Origin of the sequence: Mycobacterium sp. AZCC_0083 (assembly GCF_014202335.1) — a bacterium.
Classification (GTDB): Bacteria; Actinomycetota; Actinomycetes; order Mycobacteriales; family Mycobacteriaceae; genus Mycobacterium.
Genome location: NZ_JACHGP010000003.1, coordinates 186,433 through 207,189 on the forward strand (window position 1 = coordinate 186,433; position 20,757 = coordinate 207,189).

General features: G+C 68.3%; 24 protein-coding genes. 5 read left to right on the forward strand and 19 right to left on the reverse strand.

Annotated features, from left to right (window positions below):
- Positions 1-9 precede the first annotated feature (9 nt).
- Both HNP02_RS07970 and HNP02_RS07975 read right to left on the reverse strand, forming a co-directional pair.
- A complete protein-coding gene (locus HNP02_RS07970; protein ID WP_184436952.1) occupies positions 10-1,065 on the reverse strand; it encodes an NAD-dependent epimerase/dehydratase family protein in 1,056 nt (351 codons plus the stop codon).
- Positions 1,062-1,838, reverse strand: coding sequence for an S-methyl-5'-thioadenosine phosphorylase (locus HNP02_RS07975; RefSeq protein WP_184436954.1), 777 nt, complete (start codon positions 1,836-1,838; stop codon positions 1,062-1,064). Before HNP02_RS07975 ends, HNP02_RS07970 begins: the two co-directional genes overlap by 4 nt.
- Before the next feature lie 63 nt (positions 1,839-1,901).
- Here HNP02_RS07975 and HNP02_RS07980 point away from each other — a divergent pair, with 63 nt between their 5' ends.
- Both HNP02_RS07980 and HNP02_RS07985 read left to right on the forward strand, forming a co-directional pair.
- Positions 1,902-2,552 carry a DUF1345 domain-containing protein gene (locus HNP02_RS07980; RefSeq protein WP_184436956.1) on the forward strand — a complete coding sequence of 217 codons (651 nt, stop codon included), beginning with the start codon at positions 1,902-1,904 and terminating at the stop codon, positions 2,550-2,552.
- A 21-nt stretch (positions 2,553-2,573) separates the two neighbouring features.
- Positions 2,574-3,443, forward strand: a complete 870-nt coding sequence (locus HNP02_RS07985; RefSeq protein WP_184436958.1) for a 1,4-dihydroxy-2-naphthoate polyprenyltransferase — start codon at positions 2,574-2,576, stop codon at positions 3,441-3,443.
- Here HNP02_RS07985 and HNP02_RS07990 read toward each other — a convergent pair.
- On the reverse strand, positions 3,429-4,574 hold the full coding sequence (locus HNP02_RS07990) for an SRPBCC family protein (RefSeq protein WP_184436960.1): 1,146 nt from the start codon (positions 4,572-4,574) through the stop codon (positions 3,429-3,431). The two genes, HNP02_RS07985 and HNP02_RS07990, sit on opposite strands and share 15 nt — an antisense overlap.
- A gap of 47 nt (positions 4,575-4,621) precedes the next feature.
- Here HNP02_RS07990 and HNP02_RS07995 point away from each other — a divergent pair, with 47 nt between their 5' ends.
- Positions 4,622-5,425 (forward strand): PaaX family transcriptional regulator C-terminal domain-containing protein, encoded by an 804-nt coding sequence (locus HNP02_RS07995; RefSeq protein ID WP_184436962.1) that lies wholly within the window; start codon positions 4,622-4,624, stop codon positions 5,423-5,425.
- A gap of 15 nt (positions 5,426-5,440) precedes the next feature.
- Here the strand turns inward: HNP02_RS07995 and HNP02_RS08000 are convergent, their stop codons facing one another.
- From HNP02_RS08000 to HNP02_RS08015, 4 genes are read right to left on the reverse strand one after another with little or no spacing between them, the layout of a single operon-like run.
- A complete protein-coding gene (locus HNP02_RS08000; RefSeq protein WP_184436964.1) occupies positions 5,441-6,001 on the reverse strand; it encodes a Clp protease N-terminal domain-containing protein in 561 nt (186 codons plus the stop codon).
- A gap of 2 nt (positions 6,002-6,003) precedes the next feature.
- Entirely contained in the window at positions 6,004-6,213 is a 210-nt protein-coding gene (locus HNP02_RS08005; protein WP_184436966.1) for a helix-turn-helix domain-containing protein, read from the reverse strand.
- A gap of 59 nt (positions 6,214-6,272) precedes the next feature.
- On the reverse strand, positions 6,273-7,307 hold the full coding sequence (locus HNP02_RS08010; protein WP_184436968.1) for an aminotransferase class V-fold PLP-dependent enzyme: 1,035 nt from the start codon (positions 7,305-7,307) through the stop codon (positions 6,273-6,275).
- Positions 7,304-7,585, reverse strand: a complete 282-nt coding sequence (locus HNP02_RS08015) for a DUF4229 domain-containing protein (protein WP_184437731.1) — start codon at positions 7,583-7,585, stop codon at positions 7,304-7,306. Before HNP02_RS08015 ends, HNP02_RS08010 begins: the two co-directional genes overlap by 4 nt.
- 138 nt (positions 7,586-7,723) lie before the next feature.
- Between HNP02_RS08015 and HNP02_RS08020 the strand changes: the two genes are divergently transcribed.
- Complete coding sequence (locus HNP02_RS08020; RefSeq protein WP_184436970.1) at positions 7,724-7,888, forward strand: hypothetical protein; 165 nt, start codon at positions 7,724-7,726, stop codon at positions 7,886-7,888.
- Positions 7,889-7,894: 6 nt separating this feature from the next.
- Here the strand turns inward: HNP02_RS08020 and HNP02_RS08025 are convergent, their stop codons facing one another.
- The 9 genes from HNP02_RS08025 to HNP02_RS08065 form a co-directional block, all read right to left on the reverse strand.
- Positions 7,895-9,007 (reverse strand): MinD/ParA family protein, encoded by a 1,113-nt coding sequence (locus tag HNP02_RS08025; RefSeq protein ID WP_255506321.1) that lies wholly within the window; start codon positions 9,005-9,007, stop codon positions 7,895-7,897.
- A gap of 2 nt (positions 9,008-9,009) precedes the next feature.
- Positions 9,010-9,996, reverse strand: a complete 987-nt coding sequence (gene ccsB, locus HNP02_RS08030) for a c-type cytochrome biogenesis protein CcsB (RefSeq protein WP_184436972.1) — start codon at positions 9,994-9,996, stop codon at positions 9,010-9,012.
- Positions 9,993-11,570, reverse strand: coding sequence for a cytochrome c biogenesis protein ResB (locus HNP02_RS08035; RefSeq protein ID WP_184436974.1), 1,578 nt, complete (start codon positions 11,568-11,570; stop codon positions 9,993-9,995). The genes ccsB and HNP02_RS08035 overlap by 4 nt, the downstream gene beginning before the upstream one ends.
- Positions 11,567-12,337 carry a cytochrome c biogenesis CcdA family protein gene (locus HNP02_RS08040; RefSeq protein WP_184436975.1) on the reverse strand — a complete coding sequence of 257 codons (771 nt, stop codon included), beginning with the start codon at positions 12,335-12,337 and terminating at the stop codon, positions 11,567-11,569. The genes HNP02_RS08035 and HNP02_RS08040 overlap by 4 nt, the downstream gene beginning before the upstream one ends.
- Positions 12,334-12,915, reverse strand: coding sequence for a TlpA disulfide reductase family protein (locus HNP02_RS08045; RefSeq protein ID WP_184436977.1), 582 nt, complete (start codon positions 12,913-12,915; stop codon positions 12,334-12,336). The genes HNP02_RS08040 and HNP02_RS08045 overlap by 4 nt, the downstream gene beginning before the upstream one ends.
- Before the next feature lie 14 nt (positions 12,916-12,929).
- A complete protein-coding gene (locus HNP02_RS08050) occupies positions 12,930-13,544 on the reverse strand; it encodes a histidine phosphatase family protein (protein ID WP_184436979.1) in 615 nt (204 codons plus the stop codon).
- Complete coding sequence (hemL, locus tag HNP02_RS08055) at positions 13,541-14,845, reverse strand: glutamate-1-semialdehyde 2,1-aminomutase (RefSeq protein ID WP_184436981.1); 1,305 nt, start codon at positions 14,843-14,845, stop codon at positions 13,541-13,543. The genes HNP02_RS08050 and hemL overlap by 4 nt, the downstream gene beginning before the upstream one ends.
- A 57-nt stretch (positions 14,846-14,902) precedes the next feature.
- Positions 14,903-16,267, reverse strand: a complete 1,365-nt coding sequence (locus tag HNP02_RS08060) for a cytochrome P450 (RefSeq protein WP_309241470.1) — start codon at positions 16,265-16,267, stop codon at positions 14,903-14,905.
- Positions 16,268-16,374: 107 nt separating this feature from the next.
- Positions 16,375-16,761 (reverse strand): nitroreductase/quinone reductase family protein, encoded by a 387-nt coding sequence (locus tag HNP02_RS08065; protein WP_184436983.1) that lies wholly within the window; start codon positions 16,759-16,761, stop codon positions 16,375-16,377.
- A gap of 23 nt (positions 16,762-16,784) precedes the next feature.
- Here HNP02_RS08065 and HNP02_RS08070 point away from each other — a divergent pair, with 23 nt between their 5' ends.
- Complete coding sequence (locus HNP02_RS08070; RefSeq protein WP_184436985.1) at positions 16,785-17,165, forward strand: nitroreductase family deazaflavin-dependent oxidoreductase; 381 nt, start codon at positions 16,785-16,787, stop codon at positions 17,163-17,165.
- Here HNP02_RS08070 and HNP02_RS08075 read toward each other — a convergent pair.
- The 3 genes from HNP02_RS08075 to HNP02_RS08085 form a co-directional block, all read right to left on the reverse strand.
- Positions 17,095-18,192, reverse strand: coding sequence for an acyl-CoA thioesterase (locus tag HNP02_RS08075; protein WP_184436987.1), 1,098 nt, complete (start codon positions 18,190-18,192; stop codon positions 17,095-17,097). The genes HNP02_RS08070 and HNP02_RS08075 overlap by 71 nt on opposite strands.
- A gap of 201 nt (positions 18,193-18,393) precedes the next feature.
- Positions 18,394-19,161: an ethanolamine ammonia-lyase subunit EutC gene (gene eutC / locus HNP02_RS08080; RefSeq protein WP_184436989.1), complete on the reverse strand. Its 768-nt coding sequence runs from the start codon at positions 19,159-19,161 to the stop codon at positions 18,394-18,396.
- On the reverse strand, positions 19,158-20,600 hold the full coding sequence (locus HNP02_RS08085) for an ethanolamine ammonia-lyase subunit EutB (RefSeq protein WP_184436991.1): 1,443 nt from the start codon (positions 20,598-20,600) through the stop codon (positions 19,158-19,160). The genes eutC and HNP02_RS08085 overlap by 4 nt, the downstream gene beginning before the upstream one ends.
- Positions 20,601-20,757 lie beyond the last annotated feature (157 nt).

Genomic DNA, 20,757 nt, shown 5'->3' on the forward strand with positions numbered 1-20,757 from the left:
CCAGTATTACTAGGTCAGATCTGTCGAGGACGCTAAACCCCGCAGCGGGGCGAACGCGAAGCCCTCCAGTCCGTCGCGCCAGTCGACCGCGGCGCGGAATCCCAGCACGTCGGCCGCCTTCGCGGGATCGGCGACGATGTGGCGGACGTCGCCGCTGCGGTACTGGCCGGTGACGACGGGCGCGGCGCCCTCGCGCACCTCGCACAACCGGGTGGCGACCTCCATGATCGAGACCGGTCGGCCCGAGCAGACGTTGAACGCCGCGAACCCACCTGCGTCCGAGGCGGCCGCCGCAACGTTGGCCGCCGCGACGTCGTCGACGTGCACGAAGTCACGCATCTGCCCGCCGTCTTCGTAAACCCTTGGCGGTTCGCCTCTTTCGATGGCGGACCGGAAGATCGCCGCAACACCCGAGTAGGGCGTGTCGCGCGGCATGAACGGTCCGTAGACGTTGTGGTAGCGCAGCGCCACCACCGAGCCGCTCGTCGCCTCGGCCCACGCCAGCGCGTAGTGCTCTTGCGCGGTCTTGCTCGCCGCGTACAGGCTGCGCGGCCGCAGCGGCGCGTCCTCGCCGACCAGCCGCCACTCCAGCGGTTCGCCACCGACCGGGCAGCGGTGCTCGAAGGCGCCCGCGTCGAGGTCGACGGTGGTGCGCGGCAGCGGGTCGACGGCACCGTGCGCCGGACACGCATAGGCGCCCTGGCCGTAGACGACCATCGATGACGCCAGCACCAATCTCCGGCAGCCCGCGGCGAACATCTCGGCGAGCAGCACGGTGGTGCCGTAGTCGTTGTGGCTGCCGTACGACGGAGCGTCGCTCGCGTCGACGCCTGCGCCGACCACCGCGGCCTGGTGGCACACCAGGTCGATGCCTGGCAGCAGCGACGCCAGACCGCTGGCGTCCCGCACGTCGACCTCAAGCACTCCATCGGGCGGTCGGGACGTCGTGCCGTGCGCGGCGGTCAGCATCGCGTCGACGGCGACGACGTCGTGGCCGGCGGCGGTCAGCGCCACGCACACCCGCGACCCGATGAAGCCGGCGGCACCCGTGACCAGAACCTTCACGGCAGTTCGAACGGCAGCGTGACGCCCTTGTGCGCCAGGCAGTGCTCACAGGTGCGTTCGACGTCCACCTGATCGATCGCCTCGAGCACCAACTTCTTGAACGGCACCAGGTTCTTCTGGAACTCGGAGAACACGTCAACGGCCGTCACGCCCGCGCCCGATTCGATGCCCGCATCCAGGTCGGTCACCAATGCGATTGCGGCGTAGCACATCTCGAGTTCGCGGGCCAGCACGGCCTCGGGGTAGCCGGTCATGTTGACCAAGGTGAATCCCTGGCTGGCGAACCATTGACTCTCCGCACGGGTGGAGAACCGCGGACCCTGGATCACCACCATCGTGCCGCCGTCGACCACCCCCGGCAGGTCGGTGGCCGCGGCCCGAAGCGTCGGGCAGTAGGGGTCGGCGAAACTGACGTGGATGCCGCCTGCATCGAAGTAGGTGTCCGGCCGTGCGCTGGTGCGGTCGACGAGTTGATCGGGCACCACCATCGAGCCAGGCCCCAGTTCTGGGGTCAGGCTGCCGACCGCGCACGGCCCGAAGGTGCGTCGCACCCCGAGCGCGCGCAGCGCCCACATGTTGGCGCGGTAGGGCACCGTGTGCGGCGAGAACTCGTGGTCGACGCCGTGACGCGGCAGGAAGGCCACCTCGTGCTCCCCGACCGTGCCCACGGTGATGGCGGCACTCGGTGCGCCATACGGGGTATCGAGGCTCACGCTGCGGGCGTCGGGTCCGAAGAACGAATAGAAGCCGCTGCCGCCAATGACTCCGAGCATGCGTCCATTGTCCGGTACGCGTCTGTGCCGACGACTCACAGCCCGCTGTGTTTGACTCACGCGATGGGAGCTGCCGACGCGTCGGTCGGATTGCGGATCCTCGTCGCGGTGCCACTCGGGGTGGGAGCCGCGATCGTGGTCGGACTGACGGCCGGATGGCCGTTCGCGCCTGCCACGGGGTGGATCGTTGGGGCCGTCGCCTATCTGATCTGGACCTGGCTGATCGTTGGCCGCCTCGACGCCGTCCAGACGGCGCGGCACGCCACCAGGTACGGCGAAGACGACTCGACGCCGTGGATCATCGACGTCACCGTGCTGCTGGCCAGCGTGGCAAGCCTGGGCGGAGTGGGATACCTGCTCGCTGCGGAATCGACGGGCGGCATCTGGGCCGCCGTGATCGGGGCGCTGAGCGTGGCCGCCGCGTGGGTCACGGTGCACACCGTGTACATGCTGAGTTACGCCCGGCTGTACTACACCGGCGACGAAGGCGGCATCGACTTCCACGAGAGCGAGGGCTACCGGCCCGACTACGGCGACTTCGCCTACCTGGCGTTCACGCTCGGCATGACCTACCAGGTGTCGGACACGGACCTGGTCGACCGGCGAATACGGATGGCCGCGCTGCGGCACGCGCTTCTCTCGTTCCTGCTTGGCGCAATCGTGCTGGCGATCGTGATCAACCTGGGGGCCAGCCTGATCGGCGCCGGTCACTGAGCAGCGTGCAACGATGAACGCGTGGCCAGTATCGCCGAATGGGTCGAGGGCGCCCGCCCACGCACGCTGCCCAACGCCGTCGCCCCCGTCATCGCGGGCACCGGAGCAGCGGCCTGGCTGGACGCCGCCGTGTGGTGGAAGGCCGTGCTGGCGCTGGTGGTGTCCCTGGCACTGATCGTCGGCGTGAACTACGCCAACGACTACTCCGACGGCATCCGCGGCACCGACGACGTGCGCGCGGGTCCGCTGCGGCTGGTCGGCTCACGGCTGGCGTCGCCCCGTGCCGTGCTGACTGCCGCGGTGGTGAGCCTGGCCGTCGGCGCGACGGCCGGGCTGGCGCTGGCGATCCTGACCGAACCGTGGCTGATCGCGATCGGCGTCGCGTGCATCGCCGGGGCATGGCTCTACACCGGCGGCTCCAAACCGTACGGCTATTCCGGCCTCGGCGAGGTCGCGGTGTTCGTGTTCTTCGGCCTGGTCGCAGTGCTCGGCACGCAGTACACCCAGGCGATGCGGATCGACTGGGTCGGCGGCGCACTTGCGGTCGCGACTGGTGCACTGTCGTCAGCGGTGTTGGTGGCCAACAACCTTCGCGACATCCCGACCGACAAGGAATCCGGCAAGATCACGCTTGCCGTGCGTCTCGGTGATGCCCGCACCCGCCTGCTGTATCAGGTGCTGATCGCGCTGGCGTTCGTCCTGACGCTGGTGCTGATTCTCGCAACGCCGTGGTGCGCAGTGGGTTTCGTGGCGGCACCCTTGGCCGTGCGGGCCGCGCGGCCGGTGCGCGGCGGACTCGGGGGCAAGGACCTGATCCCGGTACTGCGGGACACCGGGTTGACGATGCTGGTGTGGTCGGTCGCGGTGGCGCTGGCGCTAGCGTTCGGTTAGCCGGCCGAGTCGAGCGTCGAGCGTGGCGTGGAAGTGCCCGATCGCGCTCTCGTGTCTGCCGAACTCCACGAACGCATTGGCGTCGGCGTGGAATCCCTGTTGCACGCCTGCAGACATGGCGTTGTCTTCGAGCGCACCTTCGGCGAGCAGACCGCGGCCTCCCCCGGTCGGTGCCCTCTCTGCGACGACACCCGGGCCGGCCATGCCATAGGTTGTGACCGTGGTGTGGTCGATGTCGATCGGGTCGATCACGACGGCGAGGACCTGGTCCGGGAACGTCGCCAGCATCACGTTCGGGAACAGGTGGTAGACGAACGTCACGCGCGCGCCGACCGTCCACGTCGACTCCGGGCGGTCCCGTAGGCGTTCAATGTTGCGGTACGGGAACGTGATCCGGCTGTTCGGCCCAAACGTCTCGACGACGTTGAGATCGTCGTACTGCAGCGGGTAGAACGTGCCACGGTGCGTCGAGCGGATGTGATAGCCCTCCAGGAATTGCTCGATGAGTACCTTCCAGTTCATCGCCCTGACGGTGGACTGCGTGTAGAAAAGGCGCTCGGCTGGTAATAACTTGTCGCGCCACGGACTCCCATCGGTCAGCCCCTCAGAGGCGGCGTCGCGAGCGTCCAGTGGATCGATGACGACCAGTCCGTCGACTTCGTGGCTGGCGACTTCGACGAGACCGCGCGACGACATGTCGAGGTCCGGGAATCCTTCGGCGTGCGGGACGTGTGCGAGCGAACCGTCGAGCCGATAGGTCCAGCCGTGGTAGCGACACACCAGCGCATGCGAGCAGCCCGAGCCGTCGACGATGGCCATGCCTCGGTGGCGACATGCGTTGCGGAACACGCGCACTCGACGGTCGGTGTCGCGCAGGGCGAACAGCGGCACGCCGAACGCGATGCGTTCGACGTGGTCGCCGGGGTTCGGGATCGCGGCAGACGGAATGTAAACGCTCGGCATGGAACGGAGCAGTCTGAGCTCGTCGGCGAACCGGGCCGGATTGACATAGGCCTCGACCGGTTCGCGCCAGGCGTCGCCCTCGTCGGTGGTGCCCGCGTCGATGTGCGCGAGGATGCGGTGAACGATCTCGACATCACTCGCGAGCGACGTCTGCGTTGACGTACTCACCAACTGAGCATCACGCTCTGGTCGTCATATGTCAAGATATCTGTGATATGAGTGTTCCCTCCCGCGGTCTGATCGGAGACCGCCCGCTCACCGCGCGTTCCGTCCTCGCGTCCGCGCTGCTGGGCGCCGACGAGCCCGTCCTCCCGGTTGCGGGCCTGATCGCCGCGGCTTCACTGTTCGGAATCAGTGCTGGCGCCGCGCGCACCTGCCTGTGGCGAATGGTGGCCAACGGCGAACTCACCAGCGACAACGGAAGTTACGCACTCACAGGGCGCCTGCTCGAACGTCGTCACCGCGTCGACGACGCCGCCCGCCACGAGGACGAGGGACGGTGGAACGGGACATGGGAGCTCGCGGTCGTGTCACTGGAACGCCGTCCCGCCGCCGACCGTCTCGAACTCCGGAGGGCAGCGATCGCACTGCACCTCGCCGAGATCAGAGAGGGCGTCTGGATCCGCCCTGACAACCTCGATCCGCAGCGCCTACCGTCGTCACGGGCCGTGCTCGACGCGCAGTGCGTTCACTTTCACGGTGCCGACTCCGACATCACCATCGACGCCACCAGGTCCCTGTTCGCCCTGGACAGCTGGGCGGACGACGCCAGAAGCCTCATCCTCGCGATGAACGACGAGCTCGACACGGTACGGCCCGAAGCCGACGAAATCGCTCCTCTCACATACCAGTTCGCACTCTCCATCGCCGTGGTACGCCACCTGCAACTGGACCCACTGCTCCCCGCGGCACTCATCCCCCCGGATTGGCCTGCCGCCACCCTGCGAAACGCCTACCGCCGCTTCGATGATTCCTTCAAGCGACACATGGACCACGCGTTTCGGCAGTCCGCAGGGTGAAGCTAGGCCTGACGCCTACGCGGCCTCGTCGAGTAGCGCCACGATGGACTCGCGCAGCTGCGTCGCAGATACGTGCTCGGTGATGATGCCCATGGTGAACTTGTCGCCGCCGCGCAGGATGCCCAACACGATGTGCTCGCAGCCGATGGCGCCGTCCTTGTGCGCCAGCGCTTCTCGCAACGCCAACTCGAGAACCTTCTTGGCCGACCGGGTGAACGGGATGTGCCCGCGCCTGCGCCTGCGGCGACCGGACTTGCGGAACGCGTCGTCCCAGGCGTCGGGTCCGAAGTTGCGCGCAATGCCATCACGGATGGCGTGCAGGTCGATACCGACCGCGCGCAGCGCCTCGGCGTCGCCTTCGAATTCTTCATCGCCATCCTCGACGGTCAGTCGCGCCCGGATGGCTTCCGTCGTCAGGCCGTGGACACCGAGCGCTGCAGACAGCACGTGCCCAGCGCTCTGCACGGCACCAACCAGCAGGTGCTCGGGACCGATCTCCCGCGCGTTCAGTTCGCCAGCCGATTCCTGGGCCAGCACGACCGCGGCCTTGGCGCTTCGGGTGAACCGCTCGAACATGCTCAACTCCTCCGGTTGTGCCTCTGATGCACCGCTTGGCGGGTCGTACCCAGCGCGTCGGCGATCGCCTGCCAGCTCCAGCCCTGCTCACGGGCGTTTGCGACGTGGATGGCCTCGAGTCGCTCGTGAAGTCGCTTGAAGGCCTGCACGGCCCGCAACCCCGAAGCAGGGTCGGCGCTGGCGGCCAGGTTCAGCTCGAAAACATCACTCACACTTTGAAGGTAACTCGACACCGGAGCCGTGTCAACAAACGTTGACACGACATTCGCGGTCAGCGCAGCGCGTCCACCAACCGGTCGAGGTCGTCGCCGGTGTTGTAGAGGTGGAAGCCGACCCGCACCGCGCCCGCCCGCACCGACGCGCGGATGCCCGCGCTTGTCAGCTTGTCGGCCGCATCCGCAATCGGCAGCGACACGATCGCCGAAACACTGCGCGGCAGTTCGAGTTCGGCCCGCAGCCGGTTGGCCAGGCCAAGGCAGTGCGACTCGACGGCACTGGAGTCCAGCGACGCCAGCCACGGCATGGTCAGCCCCGACCCCAGAACGCCGAACCACGCAGGCGAGGTGTCGAAGCGACGCGCGTCAGGCGCCAAGCGCAGCGGAAGGCCGTAGATCGTCGACCATGGCTCCTCGGCGGCGTACCAGTTGGCCGCATGCGGCGTCATCAAGCCAGACATCCTGTCGCTCAACGACATCCACGCGGTACCACGCGGCGCGAGCAGCCATTTGTACACCGCGGCCGCGGTGACGTCGACCCAGCCGAGATCGAGTCGCTTCCATCCGACCGCCTGGGTCACGTCGACGATCGTCAGCGTGTCGGCGCCGGCCAGCCCGGCACGCAACGCATCGATGTCGAGCACGGCGCCGTTCGCGGACTGCACCAGGCTCGCGAGCACCACGTCGTAGTCGCCGCCCGTCGCGACAAGGGCGTCGGGCGTCAGCTCGGTGAGCACCACGCCGCGACCCACCTGCGCGGCGAACGGAAACGTGGTGCTTGTGAATTCACCGGACAGGGTCGCCACCCTGGCACCATCGGGAATCGCCGAGGCGACCAGACCCAGCAGCGCCGAGACGCTGCCGCCCATCGCCACCGACTCCGCAGGCACGCCCGCTAAGGCGGCATACGCTGCGCGGCCACGGCGCACCGGCTCGTCGAAGTCGGGGACGTGCATGGTGCCCGCCTGCCACGCGCCGATGTGTTCCTGCAACGCATCGACCACGAACGTCGGTGGCAGCCCGTAGGTCGGCGAGTTGAGAAATCCTTCGGCACCGACGAACTCGGCGCCGAACGCGGACCGCTGGCTCATTCGGGTGCAGACTCGTCGCCACGCAACCGGGCGCGGAGCTGATCACGGTCGGTGCGGCGCCGTTCGTCGAACTCGGCGATGCTGGCCGTAGCCCGTCGTCGAAGTGGCGCGAACACCCAGATGCCCAGCGGCAGGGCCAGCACGATGGCGAAGAGCAACGCCACCACCAGAGGAAACTCGGCTATCCCCATGAGATGGGCGAGGAAGAAGATCAGCGCCGTCAGCACCGCCGCCAACAGCAGGCGAGCCAGCGTGTAGACCGCGACGTCGATCGCCATGCGCTGACCCGATCCCCCGGTCGCTTCGCTCCTGCCCGCCGGACCCGATCCCCCTGTCGCTTCGCTGACGCCATCAGTACCAGACACGGTTCGAGCCTACCGATGACGCGTATATTCAGATCAAGGAGGTTTTTCTGCGTGCAGTATTTGTTCCTCATCATCGTCCTCGCGGGTTTGGCCTACACCACGTTTCGTCTGGTGCGGGCCGTGTCCAACCGCCCGAAGAGCAGGACGATCGGGCCCGACGACGATCCTGACTTCCTCCGTCGGCTCGGTCACGGGGACCACCCCGACGTCCGCTGACTCGAGTTAGCGGGACCCCGGAAAACCGTTGGCCACCATCGCCGCGAGTTCGATCAGCGCGTCGCGGGTTTCGGGCTTGAGCCGGTCGAGGCTGATCTCGGCGCCCTCCTCCAGATGCGAATCGAACGGCACCCGCTGCACCGCGCGGCAACGCCGCGAGAAGTGGTCCTCCACCTTGGTCATGTCGACCTTGCCCGAACGGGGCCGCACGGCATTGATCACCGCGATCGAATTCTGCACCAACTGCTGGTAGCCGTGGGCGTCCAGCCAGTCCAGCGTGGCCGAGGCACTGCGCGCGCCGTCCACCGAACCGGAGCTGATCACGATCAGCACGTCGGCCTTGCTCAGCACCCCCGACATGGCCGAGTGCAACATGCCCGTGCCGCAGTCGGTGAGCACCAGGCTGTAGAAGCGCTCCAGCACTTCGAGCGTGCGCGCGTAGTCATCGGAGCTGAACGCCTCCGACACCGCCGGATCACTTTCGGAGGCAAGCACTTCCAGCCGGCTCGGGCCCTGCGACGTGTAGCCGCGGACGTCGCTGTAGCTGTCGATGCCCTCGGCGTCGCGCAACAGGTGCCGCACCGTCGACGGTGTCTCCAGCGGCACCTTCTGGCTCAGCGTGCCGCGGTCGGGATTGGCGTCGACGGCGATCACCCGGTCCCCGCGGATCGAGGCGAACGTGGCACCGAGCGTCGCGGTGATGGTGGTCTTGCCGACGCCACCCTTCAGCGACAACAACGCGATCCGGTAGCACCCCCGCAGCGGCCGGTCGACCTGGGCGGTCAGGCTCTTGCGCTGGATGGCCTTCGAGCCCTCGCCGAGGTTGATCAGCGTGCCCGACGCGTAGTACACCCAGCGCCGCCAGCCCTCCGACGGCGTGCGCTTCGGCTGACCGAGCAACGCGACCGTCGACAGGTCGAAGTGCGGCGGCGGCGCGACGGGCTCCGTTGCGGAGATCGGCTGCTCGTTCAGCTCGGCGACGATGTGCGCCAGCGGCAGGCCGTGCGGCGGGGTCGGTGCGGTCCACTCCGGCGGCACGGTCTCCGCGGGATCGGTGAAGCGCTGCTGCGCTCTGAACCCGGGCTCGGCCGCCGGGTGCTGGCCTGGCGCAGACGTCAAGGTCAGCCCACCCCGGCGTAGGAGTGCAACCCCGTGGTGACCAGGTTGATGAAGAACAAGTTGAACACCATCGCGACGAAGCCTGCCACGTTGATCCAGGCGGCCTTTCGGTCGCGCCAGCCCGCGGTCGAGCGGGCGTGCAGGTAGGCGGCGTAGACCACCCAGGCGATGAACGCCACCGTCTCCTTGGGATCCCAGCCCCAGTAGCGGCCCCACGCCTCCTCGGCCCAGATCGCGCCGAAGATCACCCCGAAGCCGAAGACGGGGAACCCGAAGATCGTCGCGCGGTAGGCGATGCGATCCAGTGTCTGGGCGTCGGGCAGCCGTTGTAGGACGCGGGCGAGCGTGCCCTCGCGATCAGGCGCGCCCAACGGCGGCATCTTGGCGAGGAACAGGATGCTGGCCACGCCCGCGACCAGGAACACCCCGGAGCCGAGGCTCACCACGGACACGTGGATCGGCAGCCAGTACGACTGCAGCGCGGGCATCACCGGCGCGGCGTTGGCGTAGAGCCACTTGCCCGACACCGCCAGCAGGATCAGCACCGGCAGCAGGACGAACGCCCACAGCGCGCGGTACTGCGGGCGGCGCAACATGGTCGCCGCGGCGACCAAACCGCAGAAGCAGGTCAGGTTGATGAACTCGTACATGTTGCCCCACGGCACCCGCGTGGTGGCGAGCCCGCGCAACAGGATGCAGACGCCGAGCATGGCGATCCCGACGTACACCAGCGCCAGCCCGGCACGCCCGACGCGTTCGTCGACCGGCCGCTTCGGGGCGTCGAGGACCCGTCCCGGCCCATCGGTGTCGGCGACGGTGGTTGGAGCGGCGCCCGCGGCCACCAGCTCACGCTGCTCGACGCGGCGGCCGCGGCTGTACGCGAGCTCGACGGCGAGCAGCAGCAGCGCGGCCACCAGCACCACGATCGACGTGGTGAAGGCCCAGTCGGAGTACCTGGCCAGTCCGATGTCGATGTGCTCGGGGTTCATGCGCGATCCTCTTTCTTGGCCACGTCGCGGCCTTCCAGCAACCGCCCGGTGATCCGCTCGAACTCATCGCCCCAGCCGGAGTTGTCGGTGCGGGCGAGGCCGCCCAGCTCGACGCTAACCGTACCCGGCCCGGCGGGCTCGATACGAACCCAGATTCGGCGCCGTCGCACCACCAGCGACACCAGCAGACCGGCCATCATCGACAGCGCGAAGACGAGCACCCACACCTGCGCGGGATCGTGTGAGACCTGCACGTTGATGAACGGCACCGCGCCGTCGAACCGGATGGTGGTGCCGTCGGCGAGCCGGGTCGACTCGCCGGCGCGCAGGTTCACCCGCACCTGCTTGTTCAGCCGCTTTTGTCCGATGAGCGCCGGGTCGAGCGTGAAGATCGACTGGGGCTTGCCGGTGTCGAGGCCGGTGTCGCCGCGGTAGACGTCGATCGCCACGGCGGGGTCGTTGAGGGCGGGGAAGCTCGACGACAGCAGCTTGCCGTCGAGCTGCTCGGTCGGGGCGAACAGCCCCTGCACGGCGATCTGGTTCTTGCGGCGTTCGCGTTCGTCGGGGTACGTGCCACCCGGCGGGTCGACGCGGATCACGCCGGACGACAGCAGCGTCAGCGGATCGTCGGGGCGCCACTGCACGGTCGTGGTGCGGGTCTGGCCGTCGGGGAACGTGACGGTGAACGTCGGCGCGTAGCCGTGGCCCTGCAGATAGATCCGGTCACCACCGAGCCGCAGCGGATGGTTGACCTCGAGCCGGTACGGCCGCCACGTGTCGGTGTTCAGGTCCGCCCCGGCCTGGTAGTCGACGTTGGCGGCGAAGCTCAGTGCCTGACCGGACGGCAGGTACTTCGCGTCGAAGTCGTTGACCCGCAGACAGATCGGGAGCAGCGACGTGCCGTCCACCGTGTTGCCTGCCCGGAACGAGTCGAACGCCGCCGGGGACGCGGAGCAGAAGCCGGGGCCGCCGTCGGCGATCACGATGACGTTGCCCTCGTAGCCGAACATCTTGCCTGCGGCCACCGCGACCAGCAGTCCCAGCAGCGAGAAGTGGAACACGATGTTGCCGAACTCGCGGAAATAGCCCTTCTCCGCGGATATCTCGGTGATTTCGCCCTCGCGCCTGGTGGCCCTCCGCCATCCGCGCAGTCGCTGCGTCACGTCCGCGACGACGGTGTCGGCGTCGGCCGCGACCTCTGCTTCGTGGTGCTTGGGCAGCCGGGCCAGGTTGCGCGGCGCGGCGACCGGCTGCGCGCGCAGGCTACGAACGTGCTCGAGCAGCCGCGGGGTGAGGCAGCCGACGAGCGAGATGAATAGCAGGGCGTAGATCGCGGTGAACCAGAAGCTGGAGAACACGTTGAATGCCTGGAGCCGGTCCAGCCACGGACCGATCACGGAGTGTTCGGCGATGTACTGATCGACCTTGGCCTCGTTGAGGCTGCGCTGTGGCAGCAGCGCACCGGGCATCGCCCCCAACGCCAGCAGGAACAGCAGCACCAGCGCCGTGCCCATCGACGTCAACGTGCGCCAGGTGTTCCGCGCGTACGCCCACAGGCGTGTCAGCACTCTCATATCGGCAATCGGATATCGCTGACGAACGCGTCGCGCACCCAGGAGATGAAGTCGGCCCACAACCCGGTCACCAGCGCGGTGCCGACCAGGATCAGCAGCACGCCGCCGAAGATCTGGATGGCCCTGGTGTGACGGCGCAGCCAGCCCAGCCCCTGCACCGCCCGCGCAGACCCGAAGGCCAAGAGCACGAACGGGATTCCCAGCCCGAGGCAGTACGCGATGACGAGCACGACGCCGCGCGCCACGTTGGCGCCCTCAGTGGCCGACGCCACGGCGATCACGCCGGTCAACGTGGGACCGAGGCACGGCGTCCAGCCGAGCCCGAAGACCGCGCCGAGCAACGGTGCGCCTGCGATCGTGGACACGCGTCGCGGCGTGAACCGGGCTTCGCGTTGCAGCGCAGGTATGAGGCCGACGAACACCAGGCCCATCAGGATCGTGATGACACCGCCGATGCGTTGCAGCAGAAGCTGATTGACGAGCAGCGTGGTGGTCAGCCCGAGCACCGCGACGGTGCCGAGCACGAACACCACGGTGAACCCGGCCACGAACAACGCCGCGGCGCCAGCGACCCGCAACCGGGCGGTCCGGATCGCGACCGCTCCTGGCTCCTCCTCGACGCCGACGACCGCGGCGAGATACGACAGATAGCCCGGCACCAGCGGCACCACGCATGGAGACGCGAACGACACCAATCCGGCGAGCACCGAGATGCCCAGTGCCACCAGCAGCGGTCCCGCGGCGGCGGTTTCTGCGAAGCCCGTCATCCCGCGGTGTCCTTCTCGGCGGCCAGCCGTTCCACCACCGACTGCAGGTCCTCGGCGAGCAACTCGCGCAGGAACACCGCGGCGACGCGATGCTGGCGGTCCAACACCACGGTCGACGGGATGACGGTGGTCGGATACTTGCCACCGAAGGCGATCATGGTGCGCATCGCCGGGTCGTAGATGGACGGATAGGTGACCTTGCGGTCGACGACGAAGTCGACGGCGGCCTGGCGGTTGTTGTCGCGCACGTCGATGCCGAGAAACGCGACGCCCTTGGCCTTGGTCGCGTCGTACACCTTCTGCAACTCGCGCGTCTCCGAGCGGCAGGGACCGCACCACTGTCCCCACACGTTGATGAGGACGACGTCGCCCTTGAAGTCGTCCAGAGACACGGTCTTGGACGGGTCGGTCAGCTCAGGCCCGGAGATCGGCCCTGGGCGTCCGCGACTGTCGGGTGGGTCGTAGAGGATGTCGGTCTTGCCGCCGGGGGCGACGAACTCGAACGTGCCGCCCTGGGCGACGGCGTCGTCACCGGTGGAGCAACCGGTCAGCAGTACCGCCACCGACACGATCGACATCACCAGCCATCTCACTACAGGCCCCAGGGCTCCGAATAGCTCCAGCGGGTGAGCTCGTCGCCGGTGAACGTGAACGACGTGAGCGAGGCGAGGTTGCACAACCGGCTGTGAGGCAACGGAAGATGGTGCAGGTGCCGGTTCGTCATCGATCGGCGCAGCGTCTCGACGGGAAGCTGATGGCTGACGCACACGGCCTGGTGGCCTTCTGCGCGGATGCGGGCCCGGTGCAGAGCCGCCTGCATCCGCGCCGCGACCTCGACGTAGGGCTCACCCCACGACGGTTTGCGCGGGTTGCGAAGCAGCGCCCAGTTCCTCGGATTGCGCAACGCGCCGTCGCCAGGCGCGACCTTCTCGCCCTCGAAGTGGTTCCACGACTCGATCAGGTCGTCGTCGGTGTCGATGGGCAGGCCGTGCGCCGCGGCGATCGGCTCCGCCGTCTCCTGCGCGCGCTCCAGGGGGGATGCCACCACGTAGACGATGTCGTTGTCCGCCAGCCAGTCCGCAGACGACTGTGCCTGTGCCCGACCACGTTCGGACAGGTGGAAGTCCGGGAGTCGACCGTAGAGGACGCCCTCCGGGTTGTGCACCTCGCCGTGCCGCATGACGTGCACCGTCGTGGTGACCGTCATGCCGGCCTCTCGGCTTCGGCGGCAGCACGCGCCGCGGCGGGCAGGGCCGCGGCGATGCGGTCGAACGCGTCGTCGTCCAGCGCGGCCGACACGAACCACGCCTCGAATGCACTGCACGGCGGGTAGACGCCCGCCGCGAGCAGCGAGTGGAAGAACGGCGCGAAGCGCCACGTGTCGGTGGCCTTTGCCGAGGCGAAGTCAGTCACCGGCTCGTCGGAGAAGAACACGCTGAACATGTTCGCGGCCCGTGAAACCTGATGCGCGACACCGGCATCGGTGAGTGCCCCGGATAACAGCCCAGAGAGCCGGTCGGCATTGGCGTCCAGCTTCGCGTACACGGCGTCGTCGGCGGCACGCAGCGTCGCAAGCCCGGCGGCCATGGCGACCGGATTGCCCGACAGCGTGCCCGCTTGATACACCGGGCCCAACGGGGCCAGCCGGTCCATCACGTCGGCGCGGCCGCCGAACGCCGCGGCGGGCAGGCCGCCGCTCATCACCTTGCCGAACGTGAACAGGTCGGCATCCACCGGGTCGATGCCATACCAACCGGCGCGGCTGACCCGGAAGCCGGTCATCACCTCGTCGAGGATCAACAGTGCGCCGTGGTCGGCGGTGATGCGTCGCAGCGCGGCGTTGTAGCCGGGCAGCGGCGGTACCGCGCCCATGTTTCCCGGACTGGCTTCGGTTATGACGCAGGCGATCTCGTCGCCGAACTTGGCGAAGGCATCTTCGACGGCGGCAACGTCGTTGTAGGGCAACACGATCGTGTCGGCGGCGGTGGCGCCCGTGACTCCAGGGGTGGACGGCAGGCCGAGGGTCGCGACGCCGGAGCCGGCGTCGGCGAGCAGCGCGTCGACGTGGCCGTGATAGCAACCGGAGAACTTGATCAGCTTCGGGCGGCCGGTGAACCCGCGGGCCAGCCGCACCGCGCTCATGGTGGCCTCGGTGCCGGAGTTGACCAACCGCACCTTCTGGACGGCGCCGACGCGGCCGATGATCTCGCGGGCGAGGTCCGTCTCGGCAGGGGTCGGCGCGCCGAAGCTCAGCCCGTCGGCCGCGACGCGTTGCACGGCCTCGACGACCGCAGGGTGGGCGTGGCCGAGGATCATCGGCCCCCAGGAGCAGACCAGGTCGACGTAGCGGTTGCCGTCGGCATCGGTGAGCCAGCAGCCCTTCGCCGAGGTGATGAACCGCGGGGTGCCGCCGACCGCGGCGAACGCCCGGACCGGCGAGTTCACCCCACCGGGGATCACGGCGGCCGCTTCGGCGAAGAGCGCAGCGGAGCGGGCAGTGCTTGGCATGGCCACCAGTGTCCCAGCCGGTCCTCATGCGTCAACTACAGGGTGTAGTGGTCGAGCTCAGCTCCGCGCATCCAAACGAGCCCAGATCGGCCCCTTGGCGACCGTCGTGAACGGCACCTCGACGGGAAAGTCGTCGCCCAGCGACCGGACCCTTGTCGACCGGATGATCGTGGCCAGAGCGAGCGTCGTCTCCAGGCGTGCGAAGTGTTCCCCGATGCAGGAGCGTGCTCCGCCTGCGAACGGGACGAACTGCCACCGGTCGCGGCCCTTGACGTTGTCCGGGCTGAACCGGTCGGGATCGAATGCTTCTGGCCGGTCCCACAGAGTCGGATCCCTGTGCAGCGCATAGATTCCCACGGCCACCAGAGTGCCCTTCTGCACGCGGTAGCCATCGACGGCGATGTCGCGCACCGCCAACCGACCGACCCCCGCCGCGGGCGGGCACAGCCGCAGCGCCTCGTGGAACACCTGAACGGTGTACTCGAGCCGGGGCACGTCCTCGGGTGTCAGTTCCCGGTCGCCGATCTCGGCGACCTCTGCTGCGACGCGGTCCTGCACGTCGGGATGGTGCCCCAGCGCCCACAACGCGTAGGTGAGCGCCGTCGCGGTCGTATCGTGGCCCGCCAGCATGAAGATCAGCAGGTCATTGCAGATGTCGTCGTCTGAGATCGGCTGCCCGGTCTCCGGGTCGGTGGCCGCGATCAACGCGTGAACGAGCGGTGCGTCACGGGTCGGGTCGGCTCGGCACGCCTGCAGGATCTCACTGGTGACCTGGAGCATCTCGGCAACCGCGGCACGGGCGCGGCGGCGGGCGGGAGTCGGCAGCCATCGCGGTGCACGCACCGGCCGCAGTGCGCGGTCGGCGGTGTAGGACGACGCGACGTGCATGTGCTCGGCGATCACCTCGGCGCGCGCATTGAGATCGATGCCAAGAATCGACCGGCCAAGCGACCGCATCGTCAGTCGGCGGCATTCGACGTCGAGGTCGACGTCACCGCCGTCGCGCCAGCGGTCGACGAACGTCTGTGCCGCGCGGGACATGTGGCCACCGAAACGGCGGACGTTGTGCACGGTGAACACCGGCTGCAGTGCCCGCTTGCGCGGACGCCACTGCTCGTTGGGCAGCACGAACAGGCTGTCGCCAGCCATGTGCCGCACTTCCTCGTGCACGATGCATCGCTCGGCGAAGGCGTCGTTGCGTCCCAACACGTCGCGGATCCCGCTGGGCGACATGACGACGACCAACGGCGGAACCACCCACTTCGGGCCAAGCTGCACACGAGTGATCGGGCCGCCGGCGTCGCGTATCGGTACCTGGCCCTCGTCGAGATTCCGCACCGCCTTCACCAACTCCCGAATCGGCAGCGGATTCTTCGGCGCCAACGGCAACGCCCCGACATCGGGTGTGCCGGTGCTCGCCACCGTCGCACCGCGGTGCTGGGGGCGTGTGGTCGGATCCAGGATGTGGCTACTCCAGTTCGCGTGACGGTCCGGCTGTGGGGGTCAGCCTTCGGGTTCCATCATGACCTCTATGTCGCCGGCACGAGGGCGAAGACGGGGTGATCGGCGTCGTCCGGTAATTGGCGCCAGTAGCCCTCGACGACCTTGCCTGCCAGCGGCCGGTACACGGCCAGTATCGGCGCCCGCTGCTCCACCGGCACCTCGGTGGCCACGTACCTGGTCGCGCCGACGGTCACGTTCGGGTCGGCGCGGACGTTGCGCACCCATTCCGACTCGCCGCGCGTCGAGACCAGGTACTTCACCCCGTCGAGATCGGGCACGACCACCGGGATCTCTTGTGGTTGCTTGCTCGCGCGTCGGGTCACGGTCAGCGTCTGGCTGTTGCCGATCCCCGTCGCCTTGGCGATCTTGTTGAAGATGGTGCGGGTGAACCACGGGGGCTTGAGGTAGGCCATGACTCAAGAGTTTGATGGTCGACATGCAACTACCGCAATGGCTGGCCAGGTTCAACCGGCACGTCACCAACCCGATCCAACGGCTGTGGGCGGGTTGGGCGCCGACGTTCGGCATCCTCGAGCACGTCGGGCGCAAGTCGGGCAAGCAGTTCCGCACACCGTTGACGGTGTTCAGCACCGATGAGGGCGTGGCGATCCTGCTCACCTACGGGCCCAACCGCGACTGGCTGAAGAACATCACCGCGGCCGGCGGCGGCAGGATTCAGCGCTACGGCAAGACGATCGATCTCGTCGACCCCCGCGTGGTGCCGAAGGCGGAGGCCGCGCCGTCGGTCACGGGGCTGTGGCGGCCCATCTTCGCGCGGTTGCCGTTCGAACAGGCGGTGCTGTTGCGGCGGGCGTGATGCGGTGACGAAAAGTCGCGGATAGGTGGGCATCTGGGACTGCCGCTGCGGTGGTGAACGGTTCCACGAACTGCCGTAGCTCGATGAGGTGCCTGGCGTGCTGATCGAGTCGACGGTCTTCGTCGGAGTCGGGTTCCCACGGTGGCACGGGCCTGGCCTCACCGTGCTCGTCGAGTGAAACCACGACGGCCACCGCATGTGCGACCAGGTCAGGTTGCACGCCGTTGGCGTTGGCGGTGGTGACCTGGATGCCGATGTGCACGCTGCGCCGCCCGACGCGAATGATCCGTGCGGTGACGTCGATGGCGTCGCCGACGATGATGGGCCGGTAGAAGCGGATCCCGGCGACGTAGGACGTGATGACGTGCGCGCCGGTCCAGCCGGCTCCGCACACCCGGGCCGCTTCGTCGATCCACTGCATGGCTTGGCCGCCGTGGACTCTGCCGCCCCGGTTGACGTCGGTAGCGGCGGCGTGGAAGCGCAGCGTGGCGCGATGGGCGCTGCCCTCTACGGTGTAACTTTCGGCGGCCATGGCGCCTTCAATGCGTCGACGCATCGGGATCCGGACCCGCGCTTGCCGTTGCCGTTGCAGTTCGAGCATCGTGACCGGTGTCCACGGGGGGACCTCAACGGGATTGCCGCTGTCGTCCACGGCGACGAAAATGATTGGGCACTGCGAGGTTTGAGGTGCATTGGCCCGGGTGGGGTCGCTGGAGCAGACCGTGATGAGGATGTGCATGCTGCTGCGCCCGGTGTAGACGAGGCCGGCGTCCGCTTCGACGAGTTCGCCGACGCCGATGGGCCGGTCGAGGTGCATGTTGCCGACGGAGGCGACGACGCAATCGCGGCCACTCCACGATGCGGCGGTGGCGTAGGCGACATTGTCGATCCAGCCGAGTAGTTTGCCGCCGTCGACGACGCCGACGGTGCCGACGTCATCGGGCTCGACCCGGAGGCGCAGGATTGCCTCATGGCTGCCGGTGCGCGGTGGGGATTCTTCACGCGTGACCTGGTGTGTCGATTGCATTTGACGGCCTCCCCTTGCCCGGTTGCAGCCCATGATGTGAGAGACGCCCCTCGGCAGGGAAGAGGAAGTGGTCCGATCGCGAGGTTTCCTAGCAGGATCCACAGATTTGCTCTCCTTCGCCCTTCGTCATCACGGTGCCGGGCATCATCGGGCGGTTGCGGTTCGAACAGGCGGTGCTGCTGCGGGGGGCGTAGGGCGATCTCACTCCAGGGTGAGTGACGGCCGCGTCGTCAACTCGTCGGCGCGCGAGGTGTCCTTGAGGTCGACACCGGAGCGGCCGAGGCGGCGCGCCCCAGCGACCAAACCCGCCACCACCCGCGCGGCGGCACCGTAACCCAGCCCTTCGGGCGGGTGGATGTTCGAGATGCAATTGCGGTCGGCATCGGTGCGACCGACCCGCGGCAGGTGGGTGAGGTAGATCCCGAGGCTGTCGGCGACCGACAGGCCCGGCCGTTCGCCGATGACGACGATCAGGGTGCGGACGCCCATCCGCGCGCCGATGTGATCGCCAAGCGCGACCCGCGCCTGAGTGGCGATTACCGGCGCGGCGATCGAATGGTTCGAACCGAGGGTCTCCACCAGGGCGGTCAGCAGGCCCACTCCGTGCTCGACAAGCGCACGCGGCGACAGCCCGTCGGCGAGGACCACGCCGATGTCGGCGTCGTCGGCCGGCACCGACTCCAGGCCTGCGGGCAGCCGGCCAAGGTCGGGCCGGCGTAGATACTCATCGCGGCTGGTGGCCTGGCTCGCGACCACGGCGGGGTCGCCGATGCCGACAGCGGCGACCCTGGCGGCGAACGCAGGCACGTCGAGGGGGATGTGCACGGCGTCGCGCGCCGCCGCGTGGGCCACGTTGAACTCCAGCACCCGGGTGGTCGGCAGCGCGTTGCCGGCTCGCCCGAGACCGATGCGGGATTGCGTCGTCAGCCGCAACCGGTCCCAGAACTCCTGTGCCGCAGGACTTGTCACGCGCCAACCTTGTCAGTCAGCGCCTTGAGGGGCGACTGGTCGACCTCGACGGGCAGCACTCGCCCTGCGGCGTCGCTCATCCCCAGCCCGCGCAGCCACGCCTCGAATTCCGGAGCGGGCCGCAGCCCAAGCACCTGACGCGCGTAGAGCACGTCGTGGAAGGACAGGCTCTGGTAGCCCAGCATCACGTCGTCGGCACCAGGGACGGCAATCACGAACGCCACCCCCGCCGCGCCCAACAATGTCACCAGGGTGTCCATGTCGTCCTGATCGGCCTCGGCATGGTTGGTGTAGCACACGTCGACGCCCATCGGCAGGCCCAGCAGCTTGCCGCAGAAGTGGTCCTCCAGACCCGCGCGGACGATCTGCTTGCCGTCATAGAGGTATTCGGGTCCGATGAACCCCACCACGGTGTTGACCAGCAGCGGCTCCAGGTCACGCGCGACCGCGTAGGCCCTGGTCTCCAGCGTCTGCTGGTCGACCGGCTGTCCACCCACGCCCAAGTGCGCGCCCGAACTCAGCGCGGATCCCTGCCCGGTTTCCAGGTACATCACGTTGTCACCGACGGTGCCGCGGTTCAGCGACCGGCCGGCCGCCAAACCCTCCCGCAGCAGCGCGATGTCGACGCCGAACGCCGAGTTGGCGGGCTGTGTGCCTGCCACCGATTGGAAGACCAAATCGACTGGCGCGCCCCGCTCGATCAACTCGATGGTCGTGGTGACGTGCGACAGCACGCACGACTGCACCGGGATCGCGTAGCGGGTCCGGATGTCGTCGAGCAGAGCCAGTAGGTCTGCGGTGGCCTCCGGCGAATCGGTCGCCGGATTGATCCCGATCACGGCGTCGCCGCAGCCCAGCAGTAAACCGTCCAGCGTGGCCGCGGCGATTCCGCGCGGGTCGTCGGTCGGGTGATTCGGCTGCAGCCGGGTGGCGAGTGTGCCCGGTAGACCGACGGTGGTGCGGAAGGCCGACGTCACGGTGATCGCCCGCGCGACCGCAATCAGATCCTGGTTGCGCATGATCTTGCTGACCGCGGCGGCCATCTCCGGGGTGATCGCCGGAGTGACCGCGGCGATCGTCGCCGCCGCTGCCACCGGATCTGGCCCGGCAGCGACGTCCAGCAGCCAGTCGCGCAGCCCGCCGACCGTCAGATGCGAGATCCGCTGGAACGCGACTCTGTCGTGGCTGTCGATGATGAGGCGGGTGACTTCGTCGTCCTCGTAAGGGACCACCATTTCCTCGAGGAACACGTCCAAGCCGATGTCGGCCAACGCCCACTGGGCGGCCGCACGCTCGGCATCCGAGGTCGCCGCGCAGCGGGCCAGCTCGTCGCCGGATCGCAACGGCGTGGCCTTGGCCATCAACTCGATGAGGCCATTGAAGCCATAGGTCACACCGCGGGCGTGCACGGTGTGCTGCTTGAGGCGGGGGCCAGGCATTTCACGGAGGCTAGGGCCAGCATGTAACGCGTCCTGGTGATCGGGATGACCGCGGTGTTACGTGCGTCTTGTTCAGCCGTGGACGTTGTGGGCGGGTACCACCAGTTCCCGAGCGTTACACACTCGTCTGAATACAGAATCAGCTGTACTGTCATGC